Annotated in this window: 27 protein-coding genes; 19 read left to right on the top strand and 8 right to left on the bottom strand. The window is 64.1% G+C overall.

Annotated features, from left to right (window positions below; translation table 11 throughout):
* Positions 1 to 76 precede the first annotated feature (76 nt).
* Positions 77 to 640 carry a porin family protein gene (locus tag GY769_16200; protein ID MCP4203460.1) on the top strand — a complete coding sequence of 188 codons (564 nt, stop codon included), beginning with the start codon at positions 77 to 79 and terminating at the stop codon, positions 638 to 640.
* A gap of 50 nt (positions 641 to 690) precedes the next feature.
* Here GY769_16200 and lpxA read toward each other — a convergent pair whose 3' ends face one another.
* Positions 691 to 1,473, bottom strand: coding sequence for an acyl-ACP--UDP-N-acetylglucosamine O-acyltransferase (gene lpxA, locus GY769_16195; protein MCP4203459.1), 783 nt, complete (start codon positions 1,471 to 1,473; stop codon positions 691 to 693).
* Positions 1,474 to 1,533: 60 nt separating this feature from the next.
* Between lpxA and GY769_16190 the strand changes: the two genes are divergently transcribed.
* The 6 genes from GY769_16190 (at position 1,534) to GY769_16165 (ending at position 7,958) form a co-directional block, all read left to right on the top strand.
* Positions 1,534 to 2,268 carry a metal-dependent hydrolase gene (locus GY769_16190; protein MCP4203458.1) on the top strand — a complete coding sequence of 245 codons (735 nt, stop codon included), beginning with the start codon at positions 1,534 to 1,536 and terminating at the stop codon, positions 2,266 to 2,268.
* Between the two features lie 36 nt (positions 2,269 to 2,304).
* A complete protein-coding gene (locus GY769_16185) occupies positions 2,305 to 2,970 on the top strand; it encodes a metal-dependent transcriptional regulator (GenBank protein ID MCP4203457.1) in 666 nt (221 codons plus the stop codon).
* Positions 2,967 to 3,827, top strand: coding sequence for a hypothetical protein (locus tag GY769_16180; protein ID MCP4203456.1), 861 nt, complete (start codon positions 2,967 to 2,969; stop codon positions 3,825 to 3,827). The genes GY769_16185 and GY769_16180 overlap by 4 nt, the downstream gene beginning before the upstream one ends.
* A 494-nt stretch (positions 3,828 to 4,321) precedes the next feature.
* Positions 4,322 to 6,658 carry a molybdopterin-dependent oxidoreductase gene (locus GY769_16175; GenBank protein MCP4203455.1) on the top strand — a complete coding sequence of 779 codons (2,337 nt, stop codon included), beginning with the start codon at positions 4,322 to 4,324 and terminating at the stop codon, positions 6,656 to 6,658.
* Between the two features lie 262 nt (positions 6,659 to 6,920).
* Entirely contained in the window at positions 6,921 to 7,355 is a 435-nt protein-coding gene (locus GY769_16170) for a winged helix-turn-helix transcriptional regulator (GenBank protein MCP4203454.1), read from the top strand.
* A gap of 93 nt (positions 7,356 to 7,448) precedes the next feature.
* Positions 7,449 to 7,958: a DinB family protein gene (locus GY769_16165; protein MCP4203453.1), complete on the top strand. Its 510-nt coding sequence runs from the start codon at positions 7,449 to 7,451 to the stop codon at positions 7,956 to 7,958.
* A 207-nt stretch (positions 7,959 to 8,165) separates the two neighbouring features.
* On the opposite strand, the gene GY769_16160 is transcribed toward GY769_16165, so the two are convergent.
* From GY769_16160 to GY769_16145, 4 genes are read right to left on the bottom strand one after another with little or no spacing between them, the layout of a single operon-like run.
* A complete protein-coding gene (locus GY769_16160) occupies positions 8,166 to 9,365 on the bottom strand; it encodes a M24 family metallopeptidase (protein ID MCP4203452.1) in 1,200 nt (399 codons plus the stop codon).
* Between the two features lie 36 nt (positions 9,366 to 9,401).
* Positions 9,402 to 10,526, bottom strand: a complete 1,125-nt coding sequence (locus GY769_16155) for a hypothetical protein (protein ID MCP4203451.1) — start codon at positions 10,524 to 10,526, stop codon at positions 9,402 to 9,404.
* A gap of 50 nt (positions 10,527 to 10,576) precedes the next feature.
* Complete coding sequence (locus tag GY769_16150; GenBank protein MCP4203450.1) at positions 10,577 to 11,377, bottom strand: PH domain-containing protein; 801 nt, start codon at positions 11,375 to 11,377, stop codon at positions 10,577 to 10,579.
* On the bottom strand, positions 11,374 to 11,979 hold the full coding sequence (locus tag GY769_16145; GenBank protein ID MCP4203449.1) for a PH domain-containing protein: 606 nt from the start codon (positions 11,977 to 11,979) through the stop codon (positions 11,374 to 11,376). The genes GY769_16150 and GY769_16145 overlap by 4 nt, the downstream gene beginning before the upstream one ends.
* Before the next feature lie 192 nt (positions 11,980 to 12,171).
* Between GY769_16145 and GY769_16140 the strand changes: the two genes are divergently transcribed.
* From GY769_16140 to GY769_16095, 10 genes are all read left to right on the top strand, one after another.
* The gene (locus GY769_16140; protein MCP4203448.1) at positions 12,172 to 13,263 is read left to right on the top strand and encodes an N-acetylmuramoyl-L-alanine amidase; all 1,092 of its coding nucleotides are present in this window, start codon (positions 12,172 to 12,174) and stop codon (positions 13,261 to 13,263) included.
* 3 nt (positions 13,264 to 13,266) lie between these two features.
* Entirely contained in the window at positions 13,267 to 14,307 is a 1,041-nt protein-coding gene (locus GY769_16135; GenBank protein MCP4203447.1) for a hypothetical protein, read from the top strand.
* 471 nt (positions 14,308 to 14,778) lie between these two features.
* Complete coding sequence (locus tag GY769_16130; protein ID MCP4203446.1) at positions 14,779 to 15,357, top strand: hypothetical protein; 579 nt, start codon at positions 14,779 to 14,781, stop codon at positions 15,355 to 15,357.
* Between the two features lie 523 nt (positions 15,358 to 15,880).
* Entirely contained in the window at positions 15,881 to 16,390 is a 510-nt protein-coding gene (locus tag GY769_16125; protein ID MCP4203445.1) for a hypothetical protein, read from the top strand.
* Positions 16,387 to 17,517, top strand: a complete 1,131-nt coding sequence (locus GY769_16120) for a hypothetical protein (GenBank protein ID MCP4203444.1) — start codon at positions 16,387 to 16,389, stop codon at positions 17,515 to 17,517. The genes GY769_16125 and GY769_16120 overlap by 4 nt, the downstream gene beginning before the upstream one ends.
* Before the next feature lie 406 nt (positions 17,518 to 17,923).
* Complete coding sequence (gene ligA / locus GY769_16115; GenBank protein ID MCP4203443.1) at positions 17,924 to 19,954, top strand: NAD-dependent DNA ligase LigA; 2,031 nt, start codon at positions 17,924 to 17,926, stop codon at positions 19,952 to 19,954.
* A 662-nt stretch (positions 19,955 to 20,616) separates the two neighbouring features.
* Positions 20,617 to 21,183 carry a hypothetical protein gene (locus tag GY769_16110; GenBank protein MCP4203442.1) on the top strand — a complete coding sequence of 189 codons (567 nt, stop codon included), beginning with the start codon at positions 20,617 to 20,619 and terminating at the stop codon, positions 21,181 to 21,183.
* Between the two features lie 82 nt (positions 21,184 to 21,265).
* Positions 21,266 to 21,772 (top strand): hypothetical protein, encoded by a 507-nt coding sequence (locus GY769_16105; GenBank protein ID MCP4203441.1) that lies wholly within the window; start codon positions 21,266 to 21,268, stop codon positions 21,770 to 21,772.
* Positions 21,773 to 21,923: 151 nt separating this feature from the next.
* Positions 21,924 to 22,538: a hypothetical protein gene (locus tag GY769_16100; GenBank protein MCP4203440.1), complete on the top strand. Its 615-nt coding sequence runs from the start codon at positions 21,924 to 21,926 to the stop codon at positions 22,536 to 22,538.
* Between the two features lie 68 nt (positions 22,539 to 22,606).
* Positions 22,607 to 23,170, top strand: coding sequence for a hypothetical protein (locus tag GY769_16095; GenBank protein MCP4203439.1), 564 nt, complete (start codon positions 22,607 to 22,609; stop codon positions 23,168 to 23,170).
* A gap of 205 nt (positions 23,171 to 23,375) precedes the next feature.
* On the opposite strand, the gene GY769_16090 is transcribed toward GY769_16095, so the two are convergent.
* Positions 23,376 to 24,359, bottom strand: a complete 984-nt coding sequence (locus GY769_16090) for a ketopantoate reductase family protein (GenBank protein ID MCP4203438.1) — start codon at positions 24,357 to 24,359, stop codon at positions 23,376 to 23,378.
* Positions 24,360 to 24,544: 185 nt separating this feature from the next.
* On the opposite strand from GY769_16090, the gene GY769_16085 reads away from it, so the two are divergent.
* Together GY769_16085 and GY769_16080 are read left to right on the top strand one after the other, a co-directional pair.
* Entirely contained in the window at positions 24,545 to 24,985 is a 441-nt protein-coding gene (locus GY769_16085; GenBank protein MCP4203437.1) for a hypothetical protein, read from the top strand.
* A gap of 75 nt (positions 24,986 to 25,060) precedes the next feature.
* Positions 25,061 to 25,348, top strand: a complete 288-nt coding sequence (locus GY769_16080) for a hypothetical protein (protein ID MCP4203436.1) — start codon at positions 25,061 to 25,063, stop codon at positions 25,346 to 25,348.
* 227 nt (positions 25,349 to 25,575) lie between these two features.
* Here the strand turns inward: GY769_16080 and GY769_16075 are convergent, their stop codons facing one another.
* Together GY769_16075 and GY769_16070 are read right to left on the bottom strand one after the other, a co-directional pair.
* The gene (locus tag GY769_16075; protein MCP4203435.1) at positions 25,576 to 25,788 is read right to left on the bottom strand and encodes a hypothetical protein; all 213 of its coding nucleotides are present in this window, start codon (positions 25,786 to 25,788) and stop codon (positions 25,576 to 25,578) included.
* Between the two features lie 214 nt (positions 25,789 to 26,002).
* The gene (locus GY769_16070) at positions 26,003 to 26,278 is read right to left on the bottom strand and encodes a hypothetical protein (GenBank protein MCP4203434.1); all 276 of its coding nucleotides are present in this window, start codon (positions 26,276 to 26,278) and stop codon (positions 26,003 to 26,005) included.
* Positions 26,279 to 26,309 lie beyond the last annotated feature (31 nt).

Raw genomic sequence — 26,309 nt, 5'->3', positions numbered from 1 at the left:
TAGGCTCGCTTGGTTCGGAGCGCCCGCTCGCGGGGCAATGCCGGACATCGCTGTACGGTAACGATGGGAGGTTGAGATGAAAAAGCTAGCTATCGTCCTTGGTCTGGCGCTGTTGATGGCCGTCCCGTCATGGGCCGCAGGTATCGGCGTGGGTGTCGCCCACTGGGACACCGAGGATGCCGATGAAGATCAAGGCTTCGGGCTCAAGGTGGCCTTCGGTGTGACTGAATCGGTCGAGGTCGAGTTTCGCGCGGCGTTCTTCGACGCCTTCGCGCAGGTCGGCAACAACGCTCTGTTCCGGCTCGAGGCGACCCCGGTGGATCTGGGTGTGGCCTATCACTTCAATAGTGGCGGCAAGGCCGATCCCTATCTGGGCGCCGGTGGCTCGTTCGTCTTCGCCAATGCCGTCTTTGACGGCGGTCAGATTCCGGTCGCCGGCGGCCCTGAGGTCGACGACGAGTTCGGCTACTACCTGGTGCTCGGGGTCGACGTGGGTGTCAGCGAACGCTTCGGCGTCTTCGGCGAGGTTCTCTACCGCCAGGCCAAGCTGAACCTCACGGCCAACAACTTCGGCTTCGCCGACTTCCAGTCCGACTTTGCAGGACCCGCGGCCACCGGCGGCGTCATGCTGCGCTGGTAATCCCAGCCGGGGACACCATTCCATGGTGTTCCCGAAGTCCCCTCCCGGTTCTAGCCTTCCTTCTCGCCCCGTTTGGCGAATCCGGCCAGGCCGCGTTTCGACGGTGCCGCCAACCAGCGCCGGAGGTACTCGATCTCCTCGGTTGCCTCGAGGTCATCGAGCGGCTGACCGTCGCATAGCGCGCGATAGGCCTTCTGCAGCTCCCTGTAGCGATCACCTTTGATTCCCGAGCGGCGCAGGCCGATCGTGTTCAAGCGGTAGTGGCGCGCAAGGATCCCCCACATGAACGCGTAGGGTAGGGCATCTCTCGCGAGCGAGGTCGAGCCGGCGACCATGGCCTGGCGCCCGACCCTGACGAACTGATGCACCTGGGCCATGCCGCCCATGAGCACGCCGTCGCCGACCTCGACGTGCCCGGCGAGGTTGGTGTCGTTGGTGAGGACGATGTTGTCGCCGAGCTGGCAGTCGTGCCCGATGTGGACGTTGACCATGAGCATGCAACCGGAGCCGACTCGGGTGGGCCGCTCCGGGTTGGTGGCCCGATGGACGGTGGAGGCTTCGCGGAACAGGTTCTCCTCGCCGATCTCGAGGCCCGTCGGTTCGCCGCTGAACAACACGTCCTGCGGCTCGCCACCCAGAACCGCGTTCGAGTAGACCCGGTTGCGAGCGCCCATCCGCACGAAGGGCCGGATCACTGCGTGCGCGTCGAGGATGCATTCATCCCCGATCTCGACGTGATCCTCGACCACCGCGAACGGTCCGATCCGCACGCCGGTGCCCAGCGCTGCCGTTTTTGCGACCGCGGCGGTGGGGTGAATCAAGGTCTCGGGCATGGCCTCCGACGATCTTATTACGGGGCTACAATAGCCGGGGGGCCTTGGAGGGAAATCACCATGCCTGATGTCGCACGCCCGAAGTTCCTCTACTACGGACACTCCACGGTCGGAGTCCAGCTGCTCGACGGCCAGACGGTACTGATCGATCCCTGGGTCGAGGGCAATCCGATGTGTCCGGAGTCGCTCTACGAGTTCGACAAGATCGACGCGTTCTTGATCACCCACGCCCACATGGACCACATGGGTGATGCGGTCGAGCTCGCCAGGCGTCATCAACCAAAGAAAGTCGTCGCGAGTTTCGAGATCTGCAACTGGCTCGGGTCCAAGGGCGTAGAGAACCTGGCGCCGATGGGGCTCGGCGGCAGCCAGAACGTTCTGGGTCTGGAAGTGACCATGGTGCGTGCGGATCATTCCTCGGGCATCATCGAAGATGCTGGCGAGCAACCGGGTGGCGAGATCTTCGACGGCGGTGTCGCCTCGGGCTACTGCGTTCGAACTGCGGAGGGATTCTGCTTTTATCATGCCGGCGACACCGCGGTCTTTTCCGACATGAAGCTCATCGCCGAGCTCTACCGGCCGACCTTGGGCTTTGTTCCGGTAGGCGATCTGTTCACGATGGGTCCACGCGAAGCCGCGCTGGCCTGCAAATTCCTCGGTCTCGAGCAAGCGGTCCCGATCCACTTCGGCACCTTTCCCGTTCTCACCGGGACGCCGGCCGAGTTTCGATCGCAAGTCGCCACTCTCGGGATCGACTGCAGTGTCGTCGAGCTGGCTCCGGGAGATACTCTCTGAGACCCTCTCGAGGCCGTCTCGAGGAATGACAGCGCGATGCCGACCAGTACCGTCGAGGACTACCTCAAGCAGATCTCGCTCGAGGAGCAGCGCGAGCCGGGGAGGAGAGTCGGCATGGGCCGGATCGCGGCCGCTCTCGAGCTCACGCCGGGCACGGTCACGACCATGGTCAAGACCCTGGCCGACAGCGGCCTGGTCGACTACGAGCCCTACAGCGGCGTGCTGCTCACCGACTCCGGCCGGCAGCTGGCTCTCCACGTTCTGCGCCGGCACCGTCTGATCGAGCTGTTTCTGGTCCAGGTCATGGGCATGGGCTGGAGCGAGGTTCACCCCGAGGCCGAGCGCCTCGAGCACGCGGTTTCGGACCGTCTGCTCGAGCTAATGGACGAGATGCTCGGCGGGCCGACCGTCGATCCTCATGGGGACCCGATTCCCACCGCCGGTGGCGAAGTGCCGACTCTGGACCAGTCCTCGCTGGCGCGCACCGGCGTGGGCGAGGACGTCGTCGTCGCGCGGATCGTCGACCAGAGCGCCGAGTTCCTTCAGCTCCTCGAGCGCGAGGGCTTGAAGCTGGGCAGCCGCGTGCGCGTCCTCGAACTCGACCGGGCCGCCGACGCCATGAGGCTGGAGATGTCCGAAGGCGTCGGCCTGAGCCTGGGCTTGAGAGCCGCGGCAAAGATCCTGGTCGAGCCGGCTGCGTGACCGCCAAACCTCTGCCGCCCGGCCGGCCGCCCGGAGCGATCGATCTGCTCGAAGCGACCGATGCGGAGGGGGCGCCGAGGAACGGTGTCCCCGACGCTTCCTGGCGGGCGGACGCTCTCGGTCGCAGCCGGCACAGCCGGCTGGCGGACGAAATGCGCCCGCCGTCGAACGACCCGGATCCGGCGCGGGCGGAGCTCGTATGTTCCCGAATCGCTCGCCAGGCGCTCGGCGACTTCGCCCCGGCGCTGATCCTGCTCTCGAAGAAGCGCCGTCGTCGAGCTCAGGTCCTGACTGCCTGGACGGTGACGCTCTTCGATCTGGCGTGCCGGCCCGGCCTCGCGGGTCTCGATGGTGATCGCCTCGCACAGATCAACGCCTGGGAGTTTCGCACCGAGGAAGCGCTGGATGGCGGCCCTCCCGGTGAACCGGTCTTCGTGGCAATGGCGAACGAAAACCAGATCGAGCCGTGGCCACAAGAAGCGCTGGACCGACTCGTGGCTTGCGCGCGAAGGGTGGCGCTGGCGGACGAGTTCGCCCCCGTCGGCCGGCCGGTGTTCGAAACTCTCTTCGGGGCTTCGGGAGTCGGGACCGCGGCCGCGCGCGGCCTGGCGCCCCTGATCGACGTCGCGCTCGCGCGCGCCGCCACCGGCGGTACGGCGGACGATCTCGATGCGTGGATCGAGTCGGTTCGCTCGGTTCGGGTCGCGATCGCACCAGCCGGCTGGAGACGGGCAGCAAGCTATGGCAAGAGGGCATTGCTTCGGTTGTTGAGCGAGGGCGGCTCCGGCGCCGGCGCGCGACTCGGTCTCGCCGGGCGCTTGCGCCTTCTGGCCGCGTCGGCGCTCCGGCCGCGGTAGCCGCACGCGCTCGTGCGGCCGGCCGGCGTTGCCGATCGGCGCCGCGCATCAGCGGCGGTCGGCAGGTGATTCGTCAGGGGACGGCTCGGGCTATAAGGTCTGCGGCGGTCGGCAGGTATTCGCCAGGGGACGGCTCGAGCTGGGAGGCCTTCGACGGGTGGGCTCTCGCCTGCGCGCCGCTACGCGCTCATCGTTCGAGGCCTTCGAGTCGTCGATTCCTGGGGCGCTTGCGGCGAGCCCCCTGAGCGAGCCGTCGGCGAGTGAAGAAGAGCGCACCGGCGGCCCACTATCGGCGCGCTCTCCTTCAGAGCTCGGGGACTCTCGGAAAACCAGTTGGGAGGGGACACGACAGAATCGTGTCCCCGGTGTCCGTCGACGACCTCGACGGGGCCGAGAGAAGAGGCCAGGACTGGCCCTTCGAGTGGAGACGGGCACGAGCTGGGAAGGAGTTGACTCCGGCACCGAAACTCGCCCTCGCTGTATGCTCACTCCCCATGACTCAGGCGACCCACTCCAACTGGCAGGCCACCGCCTGCAATCTCTGCAGCCTCAACTGCGGCATCGAGATCGAAGTCGATCGCGGTGCCGAGAAACCCCGCTTCAAGCACATCCGTGGCGATCGGAATCATCCGACGTCCCAGGGCTACCTCTGCCAGAAGGCCTCGCGCCTCGACTACTACCAGAACCACGCCGGCCGGTTGACCCATCCGCTCCGTCGTACGCCCGACGGCAGCTTCGAGAAGATCGACTGGGACACGGCCATCCGCGAGGTGGCGGCGAAGCTCGGTGAGATCCGCAAGGCCCACGGCGGCCACGCCATCGCCTACTACGGCGGCGGTGGGCAAGGGAACCACCTGGGCGGAGCCTACGCCGTGCCCTTTCGAGCGGCGCTCGGCACGCCCTACATCTACAACTCGCTGGCGCAGGAGAAGACTGGAGACTTCTGGGTCAACGGCAAGCTCTTCGGGCGCCAGACCTGTCACGTGACCGAGGGCATCGAAGAGAGCGACTTCGTCATCATCATCGGTGCCAATCCCTGGCAGGCGCACGGTATTCCGCGGGCGCGCCAGGTCATTCGCGAGATCGGCAAGGACCCGAACCGGACGTTGGTGGTGGTCGATCCGCGCCGCACCGAGACCGCCGAGCTGGCCGACGTCCACCTCCAGGTGAGGCCGGGGACCGACGCTTTCCTGATGGCGGCACTGCTCGCGGTCATCGTCCAGGAGGGCCTCGAGGATCGGGAGTTCTTGGCCAGGCGAACGACCGGCCACGAGGAGCTCTTCCGGCAGCTGGCCGAGGTTCCGGTCGACGAATACGCCGAGCGCGCCGGCGTCGAGGCCGACCTGCTTCGAAAGATCGCGCGCGGCTTCGCCGCCGCCGAGAGCGCCTGCACCCGCCACGATCTGGGCGTCGAACACAGCCTGCACTCGACCCTCAATACCTATCTCGAGAAGCTCCTGAGCCTCGTCACCGGCAACTTCGGTCGCGAGGGCGGCAACAACCTTCACACCCAACTCGTGCCGCTCATTGGCCATTCGCGCGAGCCCGGAGCCGGCGGCAAGACCACCCGGGTCACCGGCATGCGCGAGATCAGCAAGTTTTATCCGCCCAACATCCTGCCGGCGGAGATCGACACCGACCACCCCGAGCGGATCCGGGCGCTGATCGTCGACAGTTCGAACCCCATGCAGACGGCCGCCGACACCGGCGCCTATGGGCGAGCGTTCGAGAAGCTCGAGCTGCTAGTCGCGATAGATGTCGCCGACACCGAGACGGTGCGGCTGGCCGACTACGTGCTGCCCGCGCCTTCGCAGTATGAGAAGTGGGAGGCCACGTTCTTCACGCTCAGCTTCCCGACCAACTACTTCCACCTGCGCCGCCCGATCGTCGAGCCGAGCGGCGACACCCTGGCCGAGCCCGAGATCTACCGGCGGCTGATGGTGGCGATGGGGGAGCTGCCGGCGCGCTTTCCGATCCTGGAAGCCGTCGCGAAGCTCGATCGCCGCATGCCGGCGCTGGGTCTCTTTCCCAAGGCCCTTGCCGCGACCCTCGCGCTGCGCCCGAGACTCAAAAAGGTCGCGAGCCTGGTGCTCTACTCGACGCTCGGCCGGGCCCTGGCCGAGAGAGTCGAGGGCGCGGCCGCGGCCGCCGCAATCTGGGGCTCGTGTCAGTTCTACGCCCGCCGCCATCCGGAGCAAGTGCGCCGCGCCGGGCATCGCGGAGACGGTACGGCACTGGGTGAGTCCCTCTTCCAGGCCATCCTCGCGAGCGAGACGGCGGTGCCGATCAGCACCCACACCTATGACGAGATGTGGACGCTGGTCCGGCATGACGATGGCAAGATTCATCTCGAGGTCCCCGAGATGCTCGAAGAACTGGGCGCGCTCCGCGACGAGTCGACCGATCAGCACCTCAGCGCCGATTTTCCGTTCGTTCTCGCCTCGGGCGAGCGCCGTTCCTACAACGCCAACCAGATCTACCGCGATCCGGAGTGGAGACGGAGGGACCGCGAAGGGGCCCTACGCATCCATCCCGAAGATGCCGAGCGCCTGGGCTTCGCGGCCGGCCAGCTCGCCGTCTGCCAGTCGCGAACCGGTTCGGTCGAAGTGGTGATCCAGCCCGATGACTCGGTGCGCCCCGGTTGTCTTTCCCTACCGCACGGCTACGGCCAGACCTATCGCGGCCAGGGCGGCGACGAGGAGCAGAACGGCCCCCGGATCAACCGGCTGACCTCGTCCGATCACTGTGATCCGATTGCCAAGACGCCGTACCACAAGTACGTTCCGGTGCGGTTGGTGCCGCTGACCACCGACGGCCTTCGAGCGACCTGAGGTCGTCGACCTCCGCTTACCCCTCGAGCGAAGCGAAGGGTGTAGAGCGTCTTGGCATTGCCGGGGACACCGCTATCCACACACCCGACAGAGGCCGCCGGTGTCGCCTTTCCGCGAGCCATCAGGAGATGGAGAGGCTCGCTCCGAGGCGCACGCGGCCGGCCTCGAGCCGCGAATCGCCGGAATCGGTGCCTCGCTTGACAAGTTGCTACGATCGGAGATAATACGAAATCGGATAAAACGATGTCGTAACAACTGTGACATGAAGCCACTTAAAGTCGTCTCGCCGCTGCACAAGGCCATGCGCCAGATGAGCCTCTACCTGGGCGATGCCGTCCGAGCTCAGGGAATGGAAGGAGCCGACGGCCACCTGCTGGCTTTCGTGGCGGCCTACGGTCCTTCGAGGATCGTCGAGCTGCGCAAGGTGTTCGGCCACAAGCCGTCCACTCTGACCAGCCTTCTCGACCGCCTGGAGCGCCGCGGCTGGATCGTGCGCTCGATCGACCCGGAGGATCGTCGCGGCTTCCTGATCGAGGCTACGGCCGAGGGCGCTCGGGTGGGACGTGATGCCCGCAAGCTCGTGGAGGCTTTCGAGAAGAGCATTCTCGATCTCGTCGAATCGAAAGACCTGGACGGGTTTCAACGGGTGCTCGACGCCCTCGGAGAGGTGACCCAAGTCCAACTGAGGAAGGAGTAAGGATGCAAGACACACTCACCATGCAACTCGAGGTCGCCAAATCGGTGCTGCATGCCAACGTCGACGGGCTCAGCCACCAAATAGGAGATACCCATGAGTGAACTCATCCTCCCCGCGGCCACCCTGTTTCGATTCAACTCCGAGATGCTCTCTCTGGGTCTTTCCGACCTGAGCCAGGAGGATGCGGTGCATCGGCTGAAAAACGGCGACGGCAGCTCGATCGCCTATCTGGTCGGCCACATCACGTCCTCACGCTACGGGCTTCTGAAGTCCCTGGGCGTCGCCAGCGAGAACCCCTTTCAGGATCTCCACGGCGCCGGCGTCGGTTCGAAAGACGGCTCGGCCTACCCTCCGATCACCGAGCTCAAGGCCGGCTGGGACGAGGCGGCCGGGAAGCTGCACGCCGCTCTCGACGCGATCACCGACGAAGAAGCGCTCGCGGAGGAGGAGGGTGGCTTTCCGATTCCGGATCCAACTCTCAGAGGTCGCTTGACGTTCATCGCCTGGCACGAGTCGTACCACATCGGCCAGATCGGAATCCTGCGCACCGAAATGGGGTATCCCTCGATGCGAAAGGTCCTCTACGCGGCGAAGAAGGAGTAGGGCGTCGGCCGTCTTGGCGTCGCCGAGGACACCTCGATCCACACGCGATAGAGGCCGCCGGTGTCGCCTCTCCGCGAGCCATCAGGAGATGGAGAGGCTCGCTCCGAAGCGCACTCGGCCGGCCTTCAGCAGCGAATCGCCGGAGTCGTTCGTAGCGGTCGACCACTGCCTGCCCTCGAACCAAGCGAAGGGCGTCGACCGTCTTGGCTACGCTAGCAGCCGCAGGAGGTCGATCTGCGGCGCCGCCCCGGTGATCTCGGCGGCCTCCGGGGTCAGGGCGACGTTGATCTCTGTCCTCACCCCGAACTCGCCCGGCAGGTAGATTCCGGGCTCGATCGAGAATCCGGTCATCGGCTCGAGCGGCCGGGTGTCGTGAGTTTCGAGGTTGTCCATGTTGGCGCCCTGGCCGTGATCCTGGATCCCGATCGAGTGACCGGTGCGATGGATGAACCACTCGCCGAAGCCGGCGGCCTCGATCACGTTGCGGGTCGCGTCGTCGACCTCGAACCCGCGCACCACGTTGCTCGGATAGTTGTCGGCGATGAGCTGCCAGCCCGCGTCGCGCGCCGCGACCGCGGTGCTCCAGAGCTCGATCTCGCGCTCGGTGGGCTCGGCCCGGCACACACCACACCAGGTGATGTCGCCATAGATGGCCCCTGAGCCCGATACCTCGGGCTTTTCTTTGGCCCATAGATCGATCAAGAGAAAATCGCCCTTCTTGATCGCCGTGGTCAGATCCGGACCCGGTTGGTAGTGAGGGTCCGCGCTGTGCTCGTTCGCGCCCACGATCGGTGGCGACTCGGTCCACATGCCGCGCTTGTCGAACTGCTCGAGAATGAACTGCTGGACTTTGTACTCCTGAATCTCGTTGCCGCCCTTGAGCGTGTCGGCGACGAGATCAAAGGCGAGCAGTACGATCTCGTGCAGATGGGTATTCGCGCGCCGGTGGCTCGCGAGCTGTTCGTCGCTCCAGACCGCGGCGAACTTCTGAACCAGGTCGGCCGACGAGGTGATTCCGACGCCGAGGCCCGAGAGCAGCTCGACCGTGCCGGCGTCGAGCCGCGATACCGCGGGCAGCGCGTTGTTCGGCGAGTACTGAGCCGCGACCGTCGTGCAGCCGGCCATCAGCGCCTCGAGTCCCTGCCGGTGCTCGGCCCAGGTCAGGTAGTGGCTCTCGCTGCCCGGTAGATGCGCCAGCATCCTGGGCTCGAGCTTGTGCATCAGCCGGCGCGGCTCACCCTGGGCGGGAATCAAGTAGTAGCAGCGACGGGTGACGAGATGATCGCCGGTCAGCCCCAGGAGCTCCAGTGCCACCGGGTCGCTCTGCTGAAAACAGGAGAAGAACCAGCCGTCGACTCCCATCTGGGCGAGGGCCTTCTGAATCTCGGGAATGCGGTCCTTGAGCATCTAGGTCTCCTTTGTGGTCAGGCCATCCGTGCTGTCCTAGGGACAGGTATACGAGCGTGAAGTGCTGGCGCCACAGCCCCAAGTGACCGTCGCTGTTGCCGAGCCCGGGGAGAGCTTGCGGATACGCAAGGTCGCCTTGCCGCTGGCGCTGAGCATGCCCTCGAGGGTCTCGCCGGTCGAGAGCCGTAAGCCGTAGCTGTCTCCCGGCACGCCCTTGCGGAGCTTCAGCTTGAGCGTGCCGGCGGCGCTGCACCGGGGCCTCTTGAGCCTCTCCTTTCGGCGGCATGCCGGGTGCGAGAGCAGGTGCTCGACCACTCCATACCGGAAGTCGCGTGTAATGCCGGGCACATGCCCTCCTCCGCCGATCGTCCAGAGCTCGGCCGAGCCGCCGGGCCGGCAGTCGCGGCCCCAGCGCTGCACCACGGTCTCGTTTCCGATGACCTGCGTATCCAGGTTCAGCCGCTCGGGCACCGTCTCGCTCTCGGGAGAGCACTGGTTGTAGGCCGCCCAGGTTTCCGCACTCCGCACAGCACCCGGGTAGAGGGAAGCTCCGTTCAGGCCTCCGGCGTAGCGGATGATCGTGTCAAGGGTGCCGTGAATGTGGAGCACGTGGACGGGATCGCTCGGAGCGCAGTCTTCCATGTCGAAAAACGTCGCGCCCGCGAGGCTCGCGATTCCCGCCACTACTTTGGCGTGGTCACACGCCATCCGGTACGCCATGAAGCCGCCATTCGAGTGCCCGACGAAGTAGATTCGAAAGGGGTCGACGCTGCATTGCCGGCGCACCGTTTCGATCAGCTCACGAACGTACGACGAGTGGTCGATGCCGCTGTCGAAGAAGTCACAGCAAGCGTCGGTCCCGTTCCAGAAGCGGGCTCCTTGGACGTCGATGTCTCCGTCCGGGTAGGCGTAGAGAAACCCGAGCTCCTCGGCGAACTCCGCGAAGCGAAAATACGACTCCTGCGAGGCACCGTCCGCGCCGCGGCCATGGAGCGTAATGACGAGCGGAGCCGGCGTCGCCGGATCGTACGAGGACGGCACCTCGAACGCGATCGGGCCGCGACCGAGGTCGATCGGCGCGTCGCACTGTGCGCTGAGCGAGGCGGCAGCAAGGCCCGCGCAGAGGATGAGACTCAGGAGCCGCGGAACGGATGGGGTCATGGCACCACCGAGTCTATCCGGGACCCTCTTGCTTGGTGTCTCATCTCGATTCACACGACCCGCCGCAACGCCCGGGCTTCGGCAAGGACCGCGTGCGCCGCGGCGGCGAGATCGCCGGTCTCCTCGACACCCTTCGCCTCGGTCGCCACCTGACTCTTCGCTCCCAGGCCCTGGACCGCCTGTAGCCGCTCGCGAATCGTGTCGCGTAGCGCCGAGGCGTCCTCGAGTCCGCGGAAGCGGCCGACGTGAAAGCTGTCTTTCTGTTCCGTCGGATCCTCCCCCATGCCGCTTCCCGATCCACCGCCGGCGGTGTGGACCTCGAGATCCGAGATTCCAAACAGACGCTGCACCGGCCCCTGCCGCACGATCATGTTCTGGATGTTGGCGATGGTCATGGTCTGCTCGCGCACCGACCACAGTCCGTGTCGGATCCGCAGCGAGCGCTCTCCGACCATGTACCAGCGCAGCTCCCAGGAGGGCTTGAGCAGGAGCCCGGTGAAGATCAGCTGGCCGGCCCACGTCAAGACGGCCAGAATCTCGAAGAAGCCGATGGCTGTGGTCAGCGTCAGGTCGAACGGCCCGACCGTGAGCTCGATGCCGCCGAGCTTGCTCACCAGCCAATCCCAGCCTTTGGCGTCCACCAGTTCGATGGGTACATCGTCGATGCCGCCGAAGAAAGCCAGCGAGGCCATCAGGCCGGCGAACGCCGCGATCTGTTTGGGAAACCACATGAGCACGCTGTAGTGAAGGAATCCCCGCGCGGCGCGAAAGGTCTCGAGCGCATCCCCCGAACCCGGTGGGGGATCGGGCCGCTCGGGCACGCGCAGCAGGGCGAGCAGGCGCGCTCTCATCGGTCGCGGTCCTCGACGGGTTTCCTTCCGGAGAGCTCCGGGTCGCTCACCTCGGCCGCACCGCCGGCGCGCCGCGCCGAGAGCTCTTGGCGTAACGCGCGCAGCTCGGCCGCGGTCGCCTTGAGCGCGCGCACCACCTCGTCCGTCGCTGGTGTTGCCGCGGGCGGCAACGGCGCCGGTGGAGCGTCTCCGGGCGCGGCCCTCTCGGCGTGGCGTACGCCGCGCATGCGCGCGTACAGGAAATCGCGCACTTCGGCGAAGTCCTGGAGGCCCTCGACCGTCATCTCGGCCTTGGACGATCCCGAGGCCGTCTGCACCTGCACCTTGGCCAGCCCCAGCCAGCGCTCGAAGAAGTTGCTGCTCAGATGAATATCCTGGATGCGCTCGAAGTCGAGGCTGATCTCGCGCCGGAACATGACTCCCCAGCGCGCGGTGATCCCCTGATCATCCCAGCGGTAGCGAAGCGTGCGGTAGCGCAGGAACCGTGGGATCAGCGCGACGAAAAAGAACGGCCCCAGGAGCAGCGACTCGAGCAAGTAGTACTTGAAGAGGTTGGGGTGGGGGCGCCGTTCCTGCGGCTCGGTCGCTGATGTCGTCGGCACCTGTCGATCCTCTCATGGCCCCCGGTGTCGACCGCCGGTTCAACTCGAGACCGGCGAGAATGGCGACTCGGACTGGTAGGATTCTCCGAGTCGTCGGTGGCGCAAAGTGGCGCCAGGAGTGGAGATTTTCACTCGCGGCGTCCGGCTGGGTGACATACCCTTGACCCGATCGGCTTTTCTCGAAGTACCGCGATGAGCGACCTGGCAGACATCAAGCAGCGCGTCATCAGCGAGGCCGTGCGCGAGAACCTGGATGTCATCCGCGGCCGCTACCGTTTCCGTCGTCGGAGCAAAGAGCAGAGGCTGCAGATCTACGCGCGTATCGTTTTCCTGCTCACCTTGCCGGTTGCGGTGTTTTTCGCCGGCTATCTGGGCTCGAAGGCCGCCGAGAGCTGGGTCGAGCTGCGCAGCGCCGAGTTCGCCGAGCGGGTGGCGGAGGATACCCGCGTCGGCAGTGACCAGCTGTTCTCGCTTCCCGGCGCGCTGGGTCTGGTGGGGTCGGCCCGGGATGCCGGCGACGCCGCTGGAGCTCCTGCCAAGCCCACCGACAACCTCGCCGCGGCCACGGCGCTCGACCGCACTGTCTTTCCCCTGGGTGTCAAGAAGATCATTCTCGACCCGGGCCATGGCGGCGAGAACCTCGGCACCAGATCACCCGACGGCCTTACCGAAAAGGTCATCGCGCTCGACATCTCGGAGCGTCTGAGCCTGCTGCTCGAGAAGGCCGACTTCGAGGTCGCGCTGACCCGCACCGAGGACACCTTTATCTCGCTCGAAGAGCGGGCCGAGATCGCCAACTCGAACAACGGTGACCTCTTCGTATCGGTGCACCTCAATTGGATCGAGACCCAACAGGTTCGTGGCGTCGAGACCTACTACCTCGGCCCGACCGACGACCCCTTTCTCACCGAGCTCGCCGCCGCCGAGAACCAGCACTCCGGCTACTCGCTTGCCGACTTTCGCCGGATGCTCGATCGGGTTTTCGCCGATGTGCGTCAGGACGAATCTCAGAAACTCGCTCGATCGGTGCAGAGTTCCCTGTACAATTCCCTCCGTCGAATCAATCCGACCCTGCAGAACAGGGGAGTCAAGAAGGCTCCGTTCATCGTTCTGACGGGGACCGAGATGCCGGCGATTTTGGCCGAAGTTTCCTGCCTGTCGAACGAACGAGAGGCTAGATTATTGATGACCCCCGAATATCGTCAGTTCATTGCCGAGGCGCTTTCTCGAGGTATCGAGGGCTATGCGAGCGAGTTGAACCAGACGAGCTTGAGAGGAAGCTGAAACATGACAGCGAAAGAAGCGACAGAAGAAGAAGGTGTTTTGCACGTCGGCATCGACCTCGGCACGTCCCGTAGCTCGATTTCGGCCTCGGACGGGCAGAAGTTCGTGGTCGACAGCTACGTCGGCTGGCCGGCCGATATGGTCGCGAAAAAGGTCCTGAAGAAAAAGATCCTGATCGGCGAAGAGGCGCTCAAGAACCGCGTCATGCTCGATCTCCACCGGCCGCTCGAGCGGGGGCTGATCAAGGAGGGCTCGGACAAGGACCTCCAGGCGGTCCGCGAGATCATCAGCCATCTGCTCAAGCGCGCGGGCATCAAGTCCGGCCAACCGGTGCGCGCGGTCATCGGCGTTCCCGCCGAGGCCATGCGCGTCAACAAGCAGCAGCTCCGCAACGTGCTTGCCGGTTTGGTCGAGTCGTTGATGATCGTCTCCGAGCCGTTTGCGGTGGCTTACGGACTCGACGCCCTGCTGCACTCGCTCATTATCGACGTCGGTGCCGGCACGGCCGACTTCTGTGTCATGAAGGGCCGCTTTCCGACCGAGGAAGACCAGCGCACCCTCACTCAGGCCGGCGACTCGATCGACGAGCAGCTCCAGAAGCTCATCTCGGCCTCGCATCCCGACGTCACCTTCTCCGAGCACATGGTGCGCGAGTGGAAAGAGAAGCACGCCTTCGTCGGCGAGCCCGAGGGTCCCGTCAAGGTCACCGCTCCGGTCCAGGGCAAGCCCACCGAGATCGACATCACCGCCGAGATCCGCTCGGCCTGTGAGAGCCTTGTGGCACCGGTCACCGAGACCATGATCGAGCTTCTCGCCAAGGTCGAGCCTGAGTATCAGAGCGAGGTGCGAAACCACGTCCTCCTCACCGGCGGCTCGGCGCTCACCCGCGGCCTGAGCGAGAGCCTCGAGGGGGCGCTCGAGGAATACGGCGGCGGCTCCGTCAAGCGCGTCGATGACCCCGTCTTCGTCGGCTCCGACGGCGGCCTCGCCATCGCCCGTGACGCCCCGGCGAGCGACTGGGAAAAAGTTCCGGCGAAGGTGTAAGAGGGGCGGAGCTCTTGAAAGGTGCGGGATCCCGCTGCCGCGAGATCCCGGGCTTTTCGCGTCGCCGATTGTCGTTCGATCCACGTCTCGATAGAGGCCGCCGGTGCCGCCTCTCCGCGAGCGCAGAGAGGCTCGCTCCGAGGCGCACGCGGCCGGCCTTTCGTCGGCCGAAGTGTGTAGCAGTCGACCACCGTGTCGACCGTCTTGTCATTCCTGCTGCCCCGAGTCCCTCGAGGCAGCGCTCTATCTGTCATTCCGAGCGTAGCGAGAAAGCTCAGCATCTCTTTGGCACCGGTCAAGTCGACTCGAAACATCAAAAGCCGTACCGAGATAACTCACTGAGTCGTCTCGGTTAATGAAGGAGCGTGTGTTGCACCCCGGAGGGGGCCTCTCTTCGCCCCCGGAGGGGTGTCATCCGCGCGACACTATCGGTATCTGCGCCGCAGACACTCTTGTACGATAGTGAATCCCATGAACAGGAGAGCGCCCCTCCTCTCGGCCGCCACCCTAGCCGCCGTGTTCGTCACGCTCCTCTCGCTCTCGACCCGCGCCGCCGACGAGAAACCTGACCCGACCACCAAGCCCGCCTACACCGGCCCCCGAATCGTCACCCTCGACGATCAGTTCGTCGAAGTGGGTGAGCTGGTTCCCGACTTCGGCGGCATGTACTTGAAGGGCGATGCTCTTCAGATCGTCGTCAAGAACCTCGGTCGGCTGAGCAGAAAGGAGCGCAAGGCCAAACAGATCGAGCTCGAGGCGGCCCTGCAAACCGTCTTCGAAGACAGCCTCGAGGGCAAGGCCGAGAAGGTGCGCCTGGTTGAAGGTCGCTACTCCGTCCTCGAGCTTCAGAGCTGGTACCGGAACTTCGGCGAGATCCTGGCGCTCCCGGGAGTCGACTCAGCCGATCTCGACGAAGTCGCCAATCGGCTGAAGATCGTGGTGACTGGGGAGGCTCCGGAGTCAGAGATCAAGGGTCTTCTTCGAGAGTGGCACGTCCCCTCCGATGCCGTCGTCATCGAGGTCGGGGCGGTCGTCGATCCCTCCCCGTGATTCTGAGCGGAGCGGAGCGAAGAATCCCTAGTTGCGATCGACCACCGCCCGCCTCCGAGGGAAGCGAAGGACGTCGGCCGTTTTGGCGTCGCCGAGGCCAGCTCGATCCACACTACCGATAGTGGGCCGCCGGTGCCGCCTCTCCACGAGCCATCAGCAGATGGAGAGGCTCGCTCCGAGGCGCACGCGGCCGGCCCTCAACGGCGCAGGACCAACAGTTCGTCCTGAGCAGAAGGTAAAGACGGCACGCGGGCGCCCGCTTGCCGTGGAGCACATCGAGGTCGGCTCTGTGCCTGAAGGAGCGCGCGGTGGTCCCCTGAGGGAGCCTCTCTTTGCTCCCGAAGGGGTCGCACCCGCGCGACACTATCGCCGCCTACTCGCTCTCGCCCAGCGCTCGCAGCAGATCCGCCCGCTGTCCTCATCCTCCGATCATCGATACCCCGACGCTGACCCTGATACCTACCCGATGGGGTGTTGTGACCGGATGGGGGCGCTCCGAAACTGGGGCGAAAGGAGGTCCATCATGCCGAGTGAAGAAGTGAGACTCTTCACCTGCCTGGTCCTTGTCGTCGTTCTGTGCGGTGCTGCCGCCGGCCTGGCACAGGAGGCTAAGCCCGCGGACCCGACCGTAGCCAAGATGACGGTCGCAGATGCCGTCGAGTGGACTCTGGGCGAGCAGTACGAGAAGGTGATCGTCACCGTGTCCGGCCCCTTCGATCATTGGGGTCTGGAATTCGCTGCCGGCGAACCGGTGCTGTTCAAGCCCTTCGGCGCCGACGGCCAGGCGCTTCCGGACGGGCGCTACCGCTACGAGCTGCGGCCGGTTCCAGTGTTGAGCCCGGAGGCCAAGAAGGCCCTCGAAGCGGGCCGTAAGACCGGCAAGCGCGAGGAGACCAGTCGGCTCCTCTTGATGTCCGGCGAGCTCGAGCGCCGCCCCAAGGTTTGGAGCGGTGTCTTTGCCGTCCGCGACGGCAAGCTCATCGCGCCCGACCCGAACGCCAAGGAGCCGAGAGGGAAAGGAGGTCAGAAATGAGGGAAGAGATCAGTAAGACACTCCTTGTCCTTCCCGTCGCGCTGGCGACTGTGCTCTTCGCGGTGGCGCCGCCGGCTACCGCCAACGAGATCTTCGACGAGAACGTCGTCTGCCAACAAAGCCTGTGTGTCGGCTGGGGCTGCGAAGACCATCCCGCCTTCGGCTACGACACCATTCTCTTGAAGGAGGACACCCTGAGGATCAAGTTCGAGGATACTTCGACGACCTCCGCCTACCCCTCCAACGACTGGCAGATCACGATCAACGAGCGCGAGAACGGTGGCGCCGACAAGTTCTCGATCGATGACATCACCTCGGGCGAGACGCCGTTCACGATCGAGGGTGGGGCTCCCGGCCACGCCCTCTTCATCGACCAGGCGGGCCGCATCGGCTTCGGCACTTCGACGCCTGCGACCGAGCTTCACGTGATCACCGGCAACACCCCGACCCTGCGCCTCGAGCAGGACGGCTCGATGGGATGGGACCCTCAGAGCTGGGACGTCGGCGCGAACGAGGACCACTTCTACGTGCGCGACGCTACTCACGACGCCAAGCTGGTCTTTCGGATCGAGCCGGACGCGCCTGCCGACGCGCTTTTCGTCGGCAGCGACGGCCGCGTCGGCCTCGGAACCGACGCACCGGCGGCATCGCTGCACCTGCGCCAGGAGGGAAGGCCGACCTCGATCGTCTTCGAGAACGAGGCCAATGGCGTCAAGTGGCTGGCCGGGATCGGCGCCATCGAAGGCGGCCTGACCACGGCCGACGCCCTGGACGATTTCGTGATCACGAAAGCCACCAGCCTAAGGCCAGGGCCCGGGACCCGGCCGCGGGTGCGTGGCGAAGCCGTCTTTGGCATCACCGGGGAGGGGCACGTCTATCTCAAGGGCGTCCCGATCCATCCGGACTACGTCTTCGAGCCCGGCTACGAGCTCATGCCCCTCGACGAGCTCGAGCGGTTCATCCAAACCGAGAAGCGGCTGCCGAACGTGCCGAGCGCGGAGACCGTCGAGTCCGAAGGCCTCAATCTCAACCTCTTCATCACACATTTGCTCGAGAAGATCGAAGAGCTGACACTTCATGCGATCGAGCAGGACAAGCGCATCGCGCGCCTCGAGGGAGGGTTGTAGCGGCCGACCGCGTTGGCAGTTGCGTCGGGTCTCTGTCCCCGGCGCTTGTAGCGGTCGACGTCCCTGTCGACTGGGGGTTGTAGCGGCCGGCATTGCCGGCCCTCCTCTTCGTGTCCCTTCCGCTCGATCTCGGAGCGGGGCTCGCCCTATGCCGCCGGCCGTCACTCTGAGCCGAGCGAAGAGTCCCACACGGTAGGGAGCCTCTCCATCTCCCGATGGCTCCCGAAGGGGCGACACCCCTGCGACGCTGTCTGCACAGCCACCGCGGTCTTGTTCTTCCTCGCTGTGCCGGAAGGAGCGCGTGGTGCACCCCGAAAGGAGCCTCTCTTCGCTCCCGAAGGGGTGTCACCCGCGCGACACTATCCGTGCTTGGACCTCACTGTGCTTCGCTTTACGATAGACACCGATGAACCGAAGGCAAGCATCGGCGCGCATCTCCGAGCTCCGCTCCGAGATCGACCACCACAACTACCTCTACCACGTCCGCGACCGCCCCGAGGTCTCCGACGAGGCCTACGACAAGCTCTTCCGTGACCTAAAACGCCTCGAAGAAGAGCACCCCGACCTCGTCACCCCGGAATCGCCCACACAGCGCGTCGGCGGCGCCCCCCTCGACGGCCTCGAGACCGTCGAGCACACCGCCCCCATGCGCTCCCTCGACTCGAGCCCCGAGCTCTCCGAGGTCGAGCGCTTCATGGGTCGGATCGAAAAGGCTCTGGGTGAGCCTGGCTCCGATACCGAGATCGCCTACGTCTGCGAGCCCAAGCTCGACGGCGCCTCGATGGAGCTCGTCTACGAGAACGGCCGCTTTGTCCGCGGTGTTACCCGCGGCGACGGCCAAGTGGGGGAGGACGTCACCGAGAACGTCCGCACGATTAAAGCCGTTCCCTTGAAGCTCCGTGCACCAAAGGGAAAGAGCGTCCCACCGCTCCTCGCCGTCCGCGCCGAAGTCATTATGCCGATCAACGACTTCGAGGCCTTCAATGAGAAGCTCATCGCCGAGGGCAAGGAGCCCTTCGCGAGCCCTCGAAACACCGCCGCCGGCGCACTCCGCCAACTCGACCCGCGCCTGGTCGCTGAGCGCCCACTCGACATTTACGTCTACGACCTGCTGGTGGGAGACCTGGCTGAGATCGGCGCACCTGGCTCCAATACCCAATGGGAAATGCTCGAAGCTCTGCAGGACTTCGGCCTCCGGGTCAACGATCTCCCACGCCGAGTCACGACTCTTGACGAGATCGCCGCCTACCACCAGCAGATGATCGACTCCCGCGACGAGCTCAACTACGAGATCGACGGCGTCGTCATCAAGCTCGACGACATCGCCGCCCGCGACGAGCTCGGCTCGACCTCCCACCATCCGCGCTGGGCCTACGCTTTCAAGTTCCCACCCCGGAAAGAGATCACTCGGGTCCTCGAGATCTTCCCGAGCGTCGGCCGAACCGGTGTCGTCACCCCGGTCGCCATGATGCGCCCGGTCGAGATCGGCGGCGTCACCGTCTCGCGCGCGACCCTCCACAACCGCGAAGAGGTCGCGAGGAAGGACATCAGGAAGGGCGACAAGATCCGCGTCCAGCGGGCCGGCGACGTCATCCCCCAGGTCGTCGAGCGCATCCCGGAGAAGGGCAAGCGCCGGAAGCCCAAGTTCAAGATGCCGGAGACGTGCCCATCGTGCGGCACCGAGCTCATCGAGCGTGGCCCGTTCTCGGTCTGTCCGAACAGCTTCGAGTGCCCGGCCCAGTTGAAGGGCCGGATCATCCACTTCGGCTCGCGCTATGCCCTCGACATCGAGGGCCTCGGCGAAGAGAGCGCCAAGATGTTCGTCGAGCTCGGCCTCGTCAAGCACCTGCCCGACCTCTTCGAGCTCACCGCCGAGCAGCTCGTCGACCTCGAAGGATTCGCCGAGAAGTCCGCCACCGCCCTGGTCGACGCCATGGCCAAGGCTTCCAAGACCGACCTCCACCGATTCATCTTCGGCATCGGTATCCCGGAGGTCGGCTTCACCACCGCCCGTGACCTCGCCAGCCACTTTCGCGACTTCGATGCCCTCCGTAACGCCGACGAAGAGACCCTCCAGACCATCGACGGCGTCGGCCCGCGCATGTCCGAACAGATCGTCGCCTTCTTCAAAGAAAAGCACAACGCCAAGGTGCTCGATCAGCTGCTGGCGATGATGGACCTGATCGTGCCGGAGGCTTCCGTCGAGGGCGGCAAGCTCGAAGGCGCGAAGTTCGTGTTCACCGGCGGACTCGAGACCATGAGCCGAGACAAGGCGAAGAGGCTGGTCGAGGCTGCGGGCGGGAAGGTCGTAGGGAGCGTGTCGAAAGCGACCAGCTATGTCGTAGTGGGGGACAAGCCGGGGTCGAAGCTGAAGAAGGCGGAGGAGTTGGGAATCACTGTGGTGGATGAGGAGGGGTTTAGGGGGTTGGTGGGGTAGGGGGCCACCAGATCGGGCAGCGATTCAGGCCAACAAAGCCTCATTCTGAGAATCGTCAGGAGATGAGGGCCTGCTCCGGGTGTGGACAGACGCTCTTTGAGCGGAGCACCGCCTGCCTAGACGATTCGATCGAAGGCGAGCACGCCGTTGGTGACCGTGCCGGCCGCATCTCATCCGAGTGAAGTGCGGCCTGTTTCTTCTCGGGATTGCTAACCGCAATATTTCCATGCATAGACCTAGCTGTATCTATCTGAGCACTAAGGGTTAGTTCAATATGGTATTCCATAATATGTTAGAGATCATGCGGGGAGAATAAGAGTGTGCTCGCCACGCCGACCTGAGCCGGGCTAATTCCGTGACACCTCGGCCTGCTCGCTCGAGCTTTGTCTGGGCCGGCGATGCTTTGTTCTGGAGTGGATAATACTGGCTATTCTTGGAGTCAATATGTCGATTCGATCGAAGGCGAGCACGCCATTGGTGGCCGTGCCGGCCGCATTTCATCCGAGTGAAGTGGTCCAGATTGCGTAGAGATTCCTGGATACGAAAGACAAGATTCCATGTTGACTTGACACAGGCTCGCCTTGGGTGGTACGGTCAAGCTGCGTTGGACCCTTGAGAGGTGAGTTTGGTTGACGGCCACCGTGCAATGAGGAGCAATGGCTATGGAAGTATATGAATTACTGAGTCGGGCGCTAAAAGAGTTGGAGCGCGCTGACCTCCCCCCGGAGCTGCGACCGGTTGGTTTTAAGATGGCTGTTGAGCTGATGAGCCGAGAGGCTCTAGTGAATAGAGGTACCGGGGGTGGGGTGAGGGACGTAACTGGTGATGTGGCTAGGGATACGGTGAGTCGGATTGCTCAGGCCGTCGGGATGGAGGTCTCACGTGTCGAGGAGGTCTACGACGCGTCCGACGGAGAGCTCGCGGTAGTTGTCGGAAGTGGGAGGCTTGCGAAGAGCAATTCGGGAGCGAGTAGGCAGCTGGCAATTCTGGTTGCGGGCGGTCGCCAGCTTGGAGGCCTTGAGGAGTGGACCCGTGTGGACAGCCTTAGGGAGGTGTGTGAACACTTCGGAAGGTACGACCAGGCGAACTTCGCAGCCACGATCCGAGGAATGGAGAAGTGGTTTGGCTTCAAAGGCAGCGGCAGAAGCCGAGAGATCAAGATGAACAGGCCTGGAACAGAGGAGTTGTCTGGTCTTCTTCGGGATCTCACGGAAGGCGACCAGTTGTAGTTGGCGTGGTTCTTGAGGGCGCACGTGAGCATCCCGCAGTTGGCCGCGCTGAGCTGAGGCCTAGTAATTGTGGAGGAGAGAAATGAAGGATCTTGAGAAGGCACTGGAAGTAGCGGCTGCGATGGCAAAGAAGGTACCCGAAAACCTCCAAGAGGCCGCATTCAATCGAGCGCTGGATGAACTGCTCGGGAAGGAAAAGGTCGGTGGAGGTTCGGGCGGGGCGGAAGAGAGAGACGGAGGATCGAGCGCGGAGCCGTCGAAGTCGGACTACGAGTCGTTCTTCAGTAGCGTTGACTCTTCCGAGAGGCCGAGTCGTTGTTTGTTCCGCATTGTGGCCTGGCTCTACCTCCAGCATGGAGTTTTCCCCATCCAAGTGGAGGACCTCCGCTGCATTGCTGAGGACACCGGTCTCACGATACCTGAGCGCCCCGACATGACGATGCGCCAAGCTCGAAAGGGGGGAAAGAGTTTGTTCAGAAGGCAAGGCAAAGGCTACCGACTGACTGTCAATGGCGAAGCCTTCATCAAGGAGACCTACAAGGTACTGAAGGGGAAGAAGCCGCGCCAAAGTAAGGACAACAAGGAATGATCAGGCGGCTATCTGACACGTGGGAGGCCCGTTGAGCAATCCAACCTCGACGGAGTTTCTTGAAGTGCTCGCTCGCCAAGCGAGGTTGACCCAGACCGATCGAGCAGTCGGGCTGTTGTGGTGGGGCCAGTTGGTCGGCGGTAGGAGTTCGATGACCGCAGCTGAGATCGGAGAGGCGATGGAGGACGCAGGGTACGCACGTCAGAACCTCACGCGGTTGAAGGAAAACCTCACCAGAAGTCCACTCACGGCAAAGGCCAAGAGAGGCGCCTTTCGAATTCGGACAAACTCACTACAGGAGATCGAGCAGAAGTTCGGTACGTATCTGCAGGTAAGGCCACTCAAACCAAGCGACTCAGTGCTTCCGCGTGAGCTGTTCGATGGGACGCGCGGTTACCTGGAGCGGGTCGTGGCTCAGATCAACGGAAGTTACGACGGAGGCCTCTACGATTGTTGCGCCGTCATGTGTCGCAGACTGCTGGAAACGCTCGTAATAGAACTCTACGAGCATCTTGGGAGGCAAGCAGAGCTAAGGGGAAGCGACGGCAACTATCTGATGTTCTCAGCGCTCCTAGCGATTCTCGAGAGAGACAAGACGATCTCGCCAGGCCGAAATACCTCCAAAGGTCTGAGGGACTGCAAGAGGCTGGGAGATCAATCTGCTCACAACCGCCGATTCAATGCACGAAAGAACGACATCGACAGGGTTCGCGATGGAGTTCGACTCGCTTCGGAGGAGCTTCTGCACCTGGCAGGCATGGTCTGAACGCCCAGTGAGACGAGCCGAGCACGTAAGCTTAGAGCCTGTTTTGGGGAAATGGAAAGGAGAATGAAATGGCTGACACACGGTTGAGGATCGATCTTGCGGAGAGGGCGGTTGAGGTGGAGGGTACCGAGGAGTTTGTACGCATGATCTACGCTGACTACAAGGAGCTGCTGACGGATGTCACATCGACAAGGCGAAAGAGCGCTCCTGCCGACCAGCGTCGAACGGTATCCAAGGGCGCCGACGCACAAAGGTCAACGAAGAGGAGCGCGCGGAAGGGCAGTGGCAAGCCCGCTCTGGTACAAGACCTGGACCTGTCAGCTTCAGGCTCCAGACCCAGACTCCGGGACTTCTACAGCAAATACGCTCCTACGACGAACTTTGAGCGGAATCTCATATTCGCGTACTGGCTACAGCAGCTGGCGAAGATTGAGGCGATCTCGGTCGACCATATCTTCACCTGCTATCGCGACATCCCGGGCCTCAAGGTACCTTCCGCATTGCGGCAGAGCCTGATTGACACTGCAGCCAGAAAGGGCTGGCTCGACACTGCTTCCACCGATGGTATTGAAGTGACGATTCCGGGGATCAACTACTTGGAGCACGATTTGGCTATTGCTGAGGGATCCTAAGGCCCCCCAATAGAGGTGCCACCCATTTCTCGGAACGTGCACAGTTTCCTGTGCAAGTCCGGCTCACGGTGAGCACCGTTGAGGCTAGTATGAGGCGTTGATGGATGGACTGAGCGACTTTTGGTGGGAGAAAAGGGGACAGGCACCCTTTGGGGAGAAAGGCACCCGGAGCGATCAGGTGTCTATCCCTTTTCCCTGCCCGGCGCTAGGCCGCCCGTCGGGCGGTCAGCACTGCGGATCCGTCCGGAAGCGGAGGAGTTTCGGCGTCAAGGTATCTACACAGCTGGTCGTACGCCGGCGTTGGAAGCTCAGCCGATGCCGCGAGGACGCGGAGCTCCTTGGCGATCACTCGCCACTCGTCTCGGGCTTCAAGGGCGTGGCCGACCTTGATCGCGGTGGTCTCGCTTGCGAGCATCCGCTTCATAATCGATTGCAGGACGGACTCGGGCAGCCACTGGAAGACCCGGTGAGCGGCTGGCGTGATCGGCACTTCAAGGCGGTTCAGGCAAGCGTAGAGCTCGCGAATGGCTCGGAGCATCAGCAGGACTCCGTCAGGGGTGCGGGCGAGACGGCGGTGGTCGCCGGCGGCCAGGTAGAAGGCGTTGGCCGTGGGCGAGACCTCGGCCGCGTGGGTTTTGAGCCAGGCGTCCACGTTGGCGCTGGTCGCAGTCGGGAATCCGGCGCTGCTGAGGGTGTCGGCAATGGCTCGCAGCCGCGGCGTTCGTCCCCCGTTGAGCTCTCCAAGGGTGGTGGGTTGTTCCCGTCGCGACAGGATGAGGTAGCGGATGCGGTCACGCGCATGAACGGCTGCGGCACCCGGAAATCCGAGAAGAACTCGCTCGGGGCCGAGCGCGTCGACGAGCTCCCCCGGGCCGGATGCGTTGTTCCCAAGGAACAGGACGTTCCGGCAATCGCTGCGCCCCAGGGCGGGCAGCACCTCGCCGACCCGGTGCCGCGGCAGGACGACCAGCACGAGGTCAAAGACGTCGGCCGGGTCTAGAACCTCGATCGCAGGCACGCGAACGTCTAGCGCGTGGCCCGACTTGCCTTCCGTCAGTTCGATGCCATGGCTTTGGATGCGAGCAAGCCGCTCGCCCCGCGCCAGAATAGTGACTTCCTGCCGGGACTCGGTGAGCAGTGCAGCGTAGAGGCTGCCGAGGCAGCCTGCGCCGTATACGAGGATCCTCATCGTGAAAACCTCTCCGAGTCAGTGTACGGGCCGGTCCAATCGGCGCACACCGTCCAGAGGGGTGGCGCCCCCCCAGATAGAGGTGCCACCCGTTTCCTGAGGGCGCCCTGTGCGCCCAATCCAGAGGAGGCTGGCACCTCTTAGGGGACACCTCTTAGGGCAGGGCTGTGAGAAACTAGCCGGGCGTGCAACTGTCGAGCATTGTCTCTCTTGCGGACCGGTTTGTTCCGGGCCACCTGAAAGCGGGCAGCGAGGAGTTCCGTCGAGGACGGATTCTGGTCCTCCTGTCGTTCTGTGGGTTCGTCTGGGGTCCCGTGTTCGCACTCGTGTTTGTCTTGGTGGGTGCCTCGCTCGAAGTAGCGACCGCGCTGCTCCTCTCCGGGTTCACGATCGCCGCCATCCCCTTGATTCTCCGGACGAGTGGAAGTCTCTCGATGTCCGCCAATGTTCTGTTCGCGACCCTTTTTGCAACCGTTGTCGGAGTCAGCGTAGTCAGAGGCGGCTATCCAGTCTCGGCGTTGATGTGGAGCATCTCCGTTCCGATGCTGGCGGTGTTCCTCGGGCAGCGGAGAGCGGCCGGCGTCTGGCTGCTGGCGGTCGCTGGCAAGTACGCGATTCTCGGATAGCTGACGCTCTCCGGGCGCGGCCTGCCGGTTCGGCTGAGCTCGATTCAGGAACGCTGGATAGATCTGTTCGGCCTAGTGGCGTTTCTTCTCCTGCTGCTGACGATCTCCATCATCTACGAAACCCAGAGGCGCAGCGCTCTCCTCGCGATGGAGAGAGCCGACCGCGCGAAGTCCGAGTTTCTTGCGCGGATGAGTCATGAGATCCAGAAACCCTTGAATGGCATCGTCGAAACGTCGGGCCGACTCTTGGAGACCAGTCTCACCCCCGGCCAGCGCGAGCACGTGACTGGAGTCAATACCGCGGCCAGTTCGATGCTCGAGCTGATCTACGATGTTGAATCCGACACCGAGCTGCCCTCATAGAGGTGCCCCCACTAAGAGGTGCTAGGTGAGATGAGTCGGTCGAACGCTCACGAGGACCGAAGAACCGGCGCAGTGCCGTCTCGGTCGTCGGCGCTCGCCGGCGTACCGTCACCTCACCCGCCTCCACAGTTTCTTGTGCAATAGGCGCTCTGACTTCTCGGTAGCTCCGGTCGGCTTTGGAACCGGGGACTAGGCCGTCGGCTCGAGCGACTCGCGCCGGGGCCGTTTCAGTCGACCACATCGTCTACGGTGCGCATGCCGTAGACCGGCGGGATGCCGGAGCGCAGCGGCGCGGCGAGGCTGGGGCTGTCGATCAGCAGCCGGCCGTCTTCGAGATAGCTCTCGCCGCGCAGCTCTTGGGCCCAGGCGATGATGGCCGTCCATGGTCGGAACCTCGAGGCCGAGCTCCTGGGCCATCCACTTGGCGATGCAGACGCCATAGGAGATGTCGTCGTTGAAGAAGCGGTGGTCGGTGTCGATCTCCCAGCGGCCGCCCGCTTTCGCGGCCCCAGCCACCGCTTCCCCCACCCTGACCTAAGATGACGATGCTAAGTACGATAACTGTCTACGAGATCGGGGCAAGACCGAGGTGCCACCCACTTCTTGAGAACTGTCCACCATTCGATGGTCTTGTCGTCGGCGGGGAAGTAGAGGTCATTGAGATGACTCCACGAGCGCTTTGATGACCTTGAGCATTTTGCGCTCCATCACGAACGATATGGGCTCTATCAGCAACTGACCTCCCATAAGCTTGGAGCGGAAATCGTTATTGTGGTGGTAGCGAGTTCGGGAGAGGAGTTTTGTGGTCCCGTCTGGCTGCTTGAGGAGGAGGAAAGCCCAGGTGGTCGAGAGCACCGCGCTGTCATCCGATTCAGCGGGATTGCCGTGCAACACGAGAGTCGTAGGTTTCTCGACGATGGCTACGGTCATCGGCGGCGCCTCCACGTGCATCTTGATCGGG

This window comes from bacterium, assembly GCA_024224155.1.
Taxonomy (GTDB): Bacteria; Acidobacteriota; Thermoanaerobaculia; order Multivoradales; family JAHEKO01; genus CALZIK01.
This window is presented reverse-complemented; position numbering and strand designations above follow the sequence as displayed.